Here is an 8356-nt window from a genome sequence, read left to right as displayed (position 1 = left end):
CTCGCCTGGCACAGCCCTCGCATATGTAGCTGCGAGCGCAACGATTGGTGCTCATCCAACCAACCGAATCCAGGAGCTACATCATGTTGAAGATCGATAACCTCGCTGTCAGCAAAGAACTCGGCCGTGCTGAAATGGGCGCCATCGTCGGCGGCGCAAGCATCTTCCAGAACAACGGCATCAACGCCAACTCGATCAGCGGCTTCGCTTTCGCCAGCCCGCAAACCAACGTCGCACCGGTCACGCAAGTCGATGCCTCGCAACACACCGACGTCGACGTGAAGAACATCACCAAGTCGCTCTCGTCGGTCGGCAGCCTGCTCGGCGGCGTCGCGCTCTGATCCACTCATTCATCCAATCACACATCATTCCGGAGAACCGTCATGTTGAAACTCGATAACCTCGCTGTCAGCAAAGAACTCGACCGTGCCGAAATGGGCGCTATCGTCGGCGGTGCGAGCATCTTCCAGAACAACGGCATCAATGCCAACTCGGTGAGCGGCTTCGCTTTCGCCAGCCCGCAGACCAACGTCGCTCCCGTGACGCAAGTCGATGCCTCGACGCATACCAACGTCGATCTGACGAACGTGACGAAGTCGCTCGACGCGGTCGGCAGCGTGCTCGGCGGCGTGAAGCTCTAAGCAAGCCTCGATCAATCATCCATTCAAGTTATCAGGAGAAACATCATGTTGAAAATCGACAACCTCGTGGTCAGCAAAGAACTCGGCCGCGCTGAAATGGGCGCTATCGTCGGCGGTGCGAGCATCTTTCAGAACAACGGCGTGAACTACAACTCGGTGAGCGGCTTCTCGTTCGCCAGCCCGCAAACCAACGTCGCGCCGGTGACGCAAGTCGATGCTTCGACCCACACGAACGTCGACCTGACGAACGTGACGAAGTCGCTGTCGTCGGTCGGAAGCCTGCTTCAGGGCGTGAAGCTGTAAGGAATCGTCTCTCGAAGGGAGAAGGAACCAAGACGTTTCCTTCTCCCTCTCTTCGCATTTGCGCTTCGTCATCGACTCACAGGCCCTCGCGCGCAACGCGCGGATTCACGCGGCCGTCTTTCCGCAGGCATATTTCGGCAATGGCATTCGCCGATTCGCATTGTCAGTTCAGCACCGACATACGCCGACCGTCTGTCTTCCGGCATCCAACGGATCAACCCAACCGATGCGTCGCGAACCACTCGTGATTGTTCATCCGCTATTTATTAGCATTGCTCTCTATAGTGCGGGTTCCGAATCGTCCATTCGGAAAGAGAATGCCTTCTTAATCTTCACGTCCGTGACGCTTCCTGTTCGTCGTTCACCGACAAGTCTCGATCTTCTGTTCTTCAGCGACCAACAACTGGCCCGTTGCCGATGGCCCAAAACTCCGACCATCCGGGGATCACCTATTAATTTTCTCTATGAAATCAATGTATTAGACGGATCGAACGGATCTTCTAGGCTCGCCTGGCACAGCCCTCGCATATGTAGCTGCGAGCGCAACGATTGGTGCTCATCCAACCAACCGAATCCAGGAGCTACATCATGTTGAAGATCGTTAACCTCGCTGTCAGCAAAGAACTCGGCCGTGCTGAAATGGGCGCCATCGTCGGCGGCGCAAGCATCTTCCAGAACAACGGCATCAACGCCAACTCGATCAGCGGCTTCGCTTTCGCCAGCCCGCAAACCAACGTCGCACCGGTCACGCAAGTCGATGCCTCGCAACACACCGACGTCGACGTGAAGAACATCACCAAGTCGCTCTCGTCGGTCGGCAGCCTGCTCGGCGGCGTCGCGCTCTGATCCACTCATTCATCCAATCACACATCATTCCGGAGAACCGTCATGTTGAAACTCGATAACCTCGCTGTCAGCAAAGAACTCGACCGTGCCGAAATGGGCGCCATCGTCGGCGGTGCGAGCATCTTCCAGAACAACGGCATCAATGCCAACTCGGTGAGCGGTTTTGCTTTCGCCAGCCCGCAGACCAACGTCGCTCCCGTGACGCAAGTCGATGCCTCGACGCACACGAACGTCGATCTGACGAACGTGACGAAGTCGCTCGACGCGGTCGGCAGCGTGCTCGGCGGCGTGAAACTCTAAGCAAGCCTCGATCAATCATCCATTCAAGTTATCAGGAGAAACATCATGTTGAAAATCGACAACCTCGCTGTCAGCAAAGAACTCGGCCGCGCTGAAATGGGCGCTATCGTCGGCGGCGCGAGCATCTTCCAGAACAACGGCGTGAACTACAACTCGATCAGCGGTTTCGCCTTCGCCAGCCCGCAGATCAACGTGGCGCCGGTGACGCAGGTCGATGCATCGCAGTACACCAACGTCGATCTGAAGAACATCACGAAGTCGCTGGATTCGATCGGCAGCCTCCTGCATGGCGTGAAGCTCTGAAGCAATACCGTCGACAGGAGAAGGAACAAACGCGCTTCCTTCTCCTCTCTTCAGGCTTCGGTGTCGGCGCGAAGAGATCATCGACAAGGACTGGTTCATAAGACACCCTTCCCCTGCGCTTCACACTGCACCCCGGTCGATCGCGCGCCGATTTCAAGCCGCGGTTATCATCGGCTTCGTCACCCATCCGAGCGTGAAGCCATGAGCACACTTCCTTACCGCAGCGCCCTCATCATCGGCGCCGGCAGCGGCATCAGCGGCTCTCTGACCCGGCGTCTGCGCGCCGAGAACATTCCTGTCGTCATCGCGGCGCGCAACGTCGACAAGCTGTCCGCACTCGTCGATGAAACCGGCGCGATCGCACTGCCCGTCGATGCATCCGATGCCGGCCAAACGGCGGCAATTTTCGCGGAAACCGATGCACGCATCGGCGCGCCGGAAATCGTGATCTATAACGCGAGCGGGCGCGTTCGCGGGCCCATCGCGGAGCTCGACGCGGCGGCGGTCGAACAGGCCGTAGCCGTCTCGGCATTCGGCGCGTTCCACGCGGTCCAGCAGGCCACTCGACGCATGATTCCCGCCGCGAAGGGCGCGATCCTGCTGACCGGCGCGACGGCCGGCGTCAAGGGATTCGCGCTCTCCGCGCCGTTTGCGATGGGCAAGTTCGCGTTGCGCGGCCTCGCGCAGAGCGCCGCGCGCGAACTCGCGCCGAAGGGCATTCATGTCGCGCATTTCGTCATCGACGGCAGCGTTCGGTCCGATCAACGCGCCGATCCGCCTGATGCGCCGGACAGCACGCTCGATCCCGATGCCATCGCGCAGACCTATCTCGATGTGCTGCGCCAGCATCGCAGTGCCTGGACGTGGGAAATCGAGCTGCGGCCGTGGGTGGAGAAGTTCTGAGGCGCTAGGGGCGTGCGGCGAGGGTCGCGATTCTGTCGGCCATCGCTTCATCGAGCGGCGTGTAGACGATCATGCCGAGGTCCGGCCGGCCATCGACCGAAAACGCCGAATATTCCAGTTCGACCGAACCCAGCGTCGGATGCAACAGACGCTTGATGCCGCCGCCGTCTTCGTGACTGTGCACTTCGTTGTCGCGCCATAGCGCGTCGAATTCCGCGCTCGCGTGGCAAAGCGCTTCCACGAGCGCGCCGACTTCCGACACGAGACCCGCCCGCGCCACGTCCGCCCTGAACGCGCCGACGACGAAACGCGCCACGCTTTCCCAGTCGTGCTGTCTCGCGCGAACCTCGGGATTGCGGAACAGGAACTGCAGGATATTGCGCTCGCCGGGCGGCAGCGCGCCGTAATCGGTCAGCACGACGGCCGCGGCGCGATTCCACGCGACGACGTCCCAGGTCGGCGTCTTGACGATCGCCGGGCTCGATTGCAGCGAATCGAGCAGACGCTGCAGCCGCGGGCTGACGCCATCGACGGAACGGTAACGCACCTCGGGCGGTCGCCCCAGCCCGAGCATGAAGAGATGCTCGCGCTCGGCATCGGTCAGCATCAGCGCGCCGCAGATGCGCTCCAGCACATCCGCCGAAGGCGCGCCGCCGCGTCCCTGCTCCAGCCACGTGTACCAGGTCGGGCTGATATTGGCGCGCTGCGCGACCTCCTCGCGCCGCAGGCCGGGCGTGCGTCTGCGCCCGGAGAAGCCGAAACTCGCCGGGTCGAGACGCGTTCGGCGGCTTTTCAGAAAATCGCCGAACGATCTCGCCGTGTCCACTGCCATAGGAAGCCTGTTAGTCTTTTTACCGGGATAACGTCACTACTTTAACGGGATAGAAAATCATCGGATAGTAAGGGTCAAACGTTCCAGGAGTCTTCACGATGCGTATTTTTCTGACGGGCGCGACCGGATTCATCGGCTCGGCCATCGTTCCCGAACTCATCGAGGCAGGCCATGAGGTGATCGGCATGACGCGCTCGGATGCGGGCGCGCAAGCGCTCGCCGATGCCGGCGCCGACGTGCATCGCGGCACGCTGGAAGATCCGGCCAGTTTGACGCGCGGCGCCGCGAACGCGGACGCCGTGATCCATACGGCCTTCGATCACGATTTCTCGCGCTTCGCCGAAAACTGCGAGAAGGACAAGCGCGCGATCGCCGCGCTCGGTGCCGCGCTCGCGGGCTCGGATCGTCCGCTCGTCATCACGTCGGGCACCGGCATGGGCAGCGGCGAGCACGGCGAACCGGCGACCGAGGATGTCTTCAACACACGTCATCCCAATCCGCGCATCGCGTCGGAGCTGGCGGGGCACGCATTGCTCGACGCGGGCATCAACGTGTCGGTGGTGCGGTTGCCGCAAGTTCACGATCCGTTGAAGCAAGGGCTGATCACGCCGCTCATCGCCATCGCGCGAGAAAAGGGCGTGTGCGCTTATGTGGGCGACGGCGGCAATCGCTGGCCGGCGGGCCATGTATCCGATGTCGCGCGTCTCTATCGGCTCGCCGTGGAGAAAGCGGATCGCGGCGCGCGGTATCACGCGGTGGGCGAGGAAGGCATCGAGAGCCGCGCGATCGCCGAGGCGCTCGGCCGTGGGCTGAAGCTGCCGGTCGTAACGATTTCCCCCGACGATGCAGCCGCGCATTTCGGCTGGATGGCGATGTTCGTCGGCCTTGACATGCCCGCGTCGAGCGCGGCGACGCAGGCGCGGCTGGGCTGGAAACCGGTGGGACCGACGCTCATCGCGGACTTGGACGAAGCGCGTTACGTCTGACCATCGGCTCGCGCGCGGTTGCCCGCATCAAGCTTCGGCAGCGCCGGCCCGTATCTCCTTCACGCCCCGCCCGAGCCGCCGCCGCAAAAGGGTCCTCAACGTCGCGCCATCGACATAACCGACCTCGGCGGCAATCGCCTCGATATCGAGCTGGCTCGACTGCAGCAGATGCACCGCCCGCTCCACGCGAAGGTCCTGAAAATAAGACAGCGGCGACTTGCCGAGCACCGCCTCGATACGCCGCTGCAACGTGCGCGTGCTCGTCGCGAGTGCGTGCGCGGCGGCGTCGAGCGAAAAACCCTGCGCGAGCCGCGCGCGTGCCCAGCGTTCGAAGCGCTCGACCATCGGGTCTGCGCGCGCCAGATGATCCGGAATCATGTAAGGCGCCTGCGACGGACGCGCGTCCACGATCAGATAACGCGCCACCGTCGACGCCAGCGCAGGGCTCGCCTGATTCATCAGCCACAGCGCGAGATCGAGATGCCCCATCGCGGCGCCGGCCGTCGCGAACTCGCCCGACGGCACCACCATGCGCGTGCTGTCGAGGCGCACGCCGGGATAGCGCTGTCGAAACAACGGCGCGAGCCACCAGCTCGTCGACATGCTCGCGCTCGTGCAACGCACCAGACCGGGCCCGTTCGGCAGGCGCACGCGCGAGATGGGCCGCTACATCGGGATTCGGGAGCACGGGGAACTCATTGCAATGGCGGGCGAACGCATGGCCATCGACGCTCATATCGAGATCAGCGCGGTGTGCGTCGACGAGCGCTGTCGCGGACGCGGTCTCGCCGGCCGGCTGATGAATATCCTGCGCAGGGAAATCGGGCTACGCGGCGCTACGCCGTTTCTGCATGTTTTCAGTCACAACGAGAGCGCCATCGGCCTGTATGAACGGCTCGGCTTCGAATTGCGCCACGCGTTCGCGCTCACGCAGATCAGTCATGCCGCGCCCGGAAACAAGTGTTGATGCAGGAAGTCGACGAACACGCGCACCTTCGGCGGCGTCATGCGCCCTGACGGCCAGAGCGCGCGAAACGGAATGCGGTCCGCCGTGAAATCGCGCAGCACGGCGACGAGCGAGCCATCGGCGAGTTGCGCGCGCACGGCGTAATCGGGAACGCTGGTGAGACCAAGTCCTTGCTCCGCCAGCGCGATGAGCGGCTCGACCGCACTCGCGATGGCCGTCGACGGAAGCTCGACCTCGAAGGGCGCGCCATCGCGTACGAACGTCCAGCGCCTGAGACGCCCGGTGCGCGAGAAGCGATGCTGCAGACACGCATGCGCGCCGAGCGCTTCCGGCGTCGCGGGCACGCCGCGCGCTTCGAGATAGCCCGGCGAGCCGACGATCAGATGCGTGTAATGCCCGAGCGTGCGCATCGTGAGTTGGGAATCGACCGCGTCGCCGGTGCGCAGAACGACATCGAAACCATCCTCGATGACATCGACGAGACGGTCGCTGAAATCGATATCGAGCTGCACCTCGGGATACGTGCGCATGAACGCCGAAAGCACCGGCATCAGCAGCGTGCCGACGAGCGGAATGCTCACGCGCAGACGGCCCATCGGCTTTGCGCGCGATATCGCCAGCTCGGACTCGGCCTCTTCGATCTCGCCGAGGATGCGCTGGCATCGCCCGAGAAACAGCTCGCCCTCGGGCGTAAGGCGCACGCTGCGCGTGCTGCGATGAAAGAGCCGCACGCCAACGCGCGTTTCCAGCCGCGCGACCGCCTTGCCGATCGCCGACGCCGAGAGCCCGAGTTGCCGCCCGGCTTCCGCGAAGCTCAGCGTTTCCGCCGCGCGCGTGAAGACGACCATGCCGCTCATGTGATCCAGCGCGCCGGGCGCGCGCGCGGCGGCGGTGCTCGTCGCGCCTGCGCTCGATGACTCGTTCATCGCAAGACTCTCCGTCATTCCGCCGATTCGATCGCCATGAATCGACGCGACGCATACGATGCCTGTGCGCGATCGATCAGTGCGTGCATGCGCACGGCGTCGGCAAAAGTGGGCGCGGTATGCGTGCCGTGCGCTATGTCTTCCGCGTAGGCCCGGTAAAGCTCGGCCAGTTCCAGCACGGCGGAAGGCAGGCCCGATTCCGGCAACCGATGATAACGCCGCGGCACATCGAGCGGCTCGAGCGGCGCCTTGTCGCCATGCGCGCCGACGATGCGGTAATCGTCGCCGACATCGCCGAACGCGGACGTGTTCGTGATGCGCAAATCGCCTTCCGTTCCCGTGATGTCGATCTGCACGCCCGACCCGTTGCGCTTGCCGCCCTCGATATGCACCGACAAAACCGCGTTGCCGCCGAGCGCGCCCGCGAGCACGAGCTGATCGGGCGCGGTGGTTTGCATCGACACGCCGCTTTCCCTGATCGTGACGACCGGAAACTGATTCGGCGTGAGTGCGGCGATCGACTTAGGCCAGCCCGTCGCGTGGAGCAGCATGTCGAGAAAATGGCCGCCGTAAATCGAAACGATCGACGAAAAGTTCTCGGGCGGCACCGTCCATTCGAGCGCGCGCGAGCGCATCGCCTGAAAGTAATTCACGCTCACGTGCATGCGCACCGAACGCAATTCGCCGACATAACCTTGCGCGATCAGATCGCGCACATAACGGTTATGCGGCGCGAGCCGGCGCTGCAAGCCGACGACATGCCGCACGCCGCGCGCTTCGGCCAGCGCAAGCAGTTCCTGCGATTGCGCGAGCGTGGTCGCCAACGGCCATTCGCAGTAGACATCCTTGCCCGCGGCGATCGCGCGCTTCACCGTCTCCGCATGCTGGGGCGCCGTGTTGAGCACGATCACGAGATCGATGTCGGCGCTGTCGACGAGTTCATCGATCGATGCCGCCACGCGCCCGAACCGATACTCGCGCGCCGCCTCTTCCGCGGCCTCGCGCCGATGGCTGTACACGGCTTGCAGCGTGTATTGCGGCAGCAGTTCGAGCACCCGCAGATGGCCGTGCCGCGCCCAGTTGCCGACGCCGATCACGCCCACGCGCAGCGGGGCGATGTGTGATGTTTCCATGATGTTTCCAATCTCCGAAAAGGTGGCGTGGATTATCGGAACGGCGGTCGACCGGATAAATGCCGCAAGGACGACATGACTGTTCTGCTCACCCAAACAATGGCCGCTTTGCCGCCGCGGCTGGGCGAGGCGCGATTGCGGACATGCGCGTCCGGGGTGACTGAACTCGCGGGCGGTTTTTCTCGGGACTTGTCGCGTCTACAGTCCGGGTCAAGC

11 protein-coding genes and 2 pseudogenes are annotated in these 8356 nt (G+C 63.3%); 9 read left to right on the top strand and 4 right to left on the bottom strand.

What is annotated here, in order from left to right:
- Window positions 1–83 precede the first annotated feature (83 nt).
- The 7 genes from NCS28_RS30795 to NCS28_RS30765 all read left to right on the top strand — a co-directional run bounded on the left by NCS28_RS30795 (window position 84) and on the right by NCS28_RS30765 (window position 3296).
- On the top strand, window positions 84–341 hold the full coding sequence (locus NCS28_RS30795) for a hypothetical protein (RefSeq protein ID WP_250517569.1): 258 nt from the start codon (window positions 84–86) through the stop codon (window positions 339–341).
- Window positions 342–383: 42 nt separating this feature from the next.
- Window positions 384–641, top strand: coding sequence for a hypothetical protein (locus NCS28_RS30790; RefSeq protein ID WP_250517566.1), 258 nt, complete (start codon window positions 384–386; stop codon window positions 639–641).
- A gap of 45 nt (window positions 642–686) precedes the next feature.
- The gene (locus NCS28_RS30785) at window positions 687–944 is read left to right on the top strand and encodes a hypothetical protein (RefSeq protein ID WP_250517568.1); all 258 of its coding nucleotides are present in this window, start codon (window positions 687–689) and stop codon (window positions 942–944) included.
- A gap of 588 nt (window positions 945–1532) precedes the next feature.
- Complete coding sequence (locus NCS28_RS30780; protein ID WP_250517567.1) at window positions 1533–1790, top strand: hypothetical protein; 258 nt, start codon at window positions 1533–1535, stop codon at window positions 1788–1790.
- Window positions 1791–1832: 42 nt separating this feature from the next.
- Window positions 1833–2090 (top strand): hypothetical protein, encoded by a 258-nt coding sequence (locus NCS28_RS30775; RefSeq protein WP_250517566.1) that lies wholly within the window; start codon window positions 1833–1835, stop codon window positions 2088–2090.
- 45 nt (window positions 2091–2135) lie between these two features.
- Window positions 2136–2393, top strand: a complete 258-nt coding sequence (locus NCS28_RS30770; RefSeq protein WP_250517565.1) for a hypothetical protein — start codon at window positions 2136–2138, stop codon at window positions 2391–2393.
- A 201-nt stretch (window positions 2394–2594) separates the two neighbouring features.
- On the top strand, window positions 2595–3296 hold the full coding sequence (locus NCS28_RS30765) for an SDR family NAD(P)-dependent oxidoreductase (RefSeq protein ID WP_250517564.1): 702 nt from the start codon (window positions 2595–2597) through the stop codon (window positions 3294–3296).
- 4 nt (window positions 3297–3300) lie between these two features.
- Here the strand turns inward: NCS28_RS30765 and NCS28_RS30760 are convergent, their stop codons facing one another.
- Window positions 3301–4128 (bottom strand): helix-turn-helix transcriptional regulator, encoded by an 828-nt coding sequence (locus NCS28_RS30760; protein ID WP_250517563.1) that lies wholly within the window; start codon window positions 4126–4128, stop codon window positions 3301–3303.
- A 98-nt stretch (window positions 4129–4226) separates the two neighbouring features.
- Here NCS28_RS30760 and NCS28_RS30755 point away from each other — a divergent pair, with 98 nt between their 5' ends.
- Window positions 4227–5114 carry an SDR family oxidoreductase gene (locus tag NCS28_RS30755; RefSeq protein WP_250517562.1) on the top strand — a complete coding sequence of 296 codons (888 nt, stop codon included), beginning with the start codon at window positions 4227–4229 and terminating at the stop codon, window positions 5112–5114.
- Between the two features lie 27 nt (window positions 5115–5141).
- Here the strand turns inward: NCS28_RS30755 and NCS28_RS30750 are convergent.
- Window positions 5142–5714, bottom strand: a pseudogene (locus NCS28_RS30750) (helix-turn-helix domain-containing protein); the annotation flags it as partial.
- On the opposite strand from NCS28_RS30750, the pseudogene NCS28_RS30745 reads away from it, so the two are divergent.
- Window positions 5713–6081: pseudogene (locus NCS28_RS30745) on the top strand (GNAT family N-acetyltransferase); the annotation flags it as partial. The pseudogenes NCS28_RS30750 and NCS28_RS30745 overlap by 2 nt on opposite strands.
- Here the strand turns inward: NCS28_RS30745 and NCS28_RS30740 are convergent.
- Both NCS28_RS30740 and NCS28_RS30735 read right to left on the bottom strand, forming a co-directional pair.
- The gene (locus NCS28_RS30740; protein ID WP_250517561.1) at window positions 6054–7007 is read right to left on the bottom strand and encodes a LysR family transcriptional regulator; all 954 of its coding nucleotides are present in this window, start codon (window positions 7005–7007) and stop codon (window positions 6054–6056) included. The pseudogene NCS28_RS30745 and the gene NCS28_RS30740 overlap by 28 nt on opposite strands.
- A gap of 14 nt (window positions 7008–7021) precedes the next feature.
- Window positions 7022–8140, bottom strand: coding sequence for a Gfo/Idh/MocA family protein (locus NCS28_RS30735; protein WP_250517560.1), 1119 nt, complete (start codon window positions 8138–8140; stop codon window positions 7022–7024).
- Window positions 8141–8356: the final 216 nt, after the last annotated feature.

The organism is Caballeronia sp. INDeC2, assembly GCF_023631325.1.
Taxonomy (GTDB): domain Bacteria; phylum Pseudomonadota; class Gammaproteobacteria; order Burkholderiales; family Burkholderiaceae; genus Caballeronia.
The sequence above is the reverse complement of the archived record's forward strand: the minus strand, read 5'-3'. Positions and strand labels throughout refer to the sequence as shown.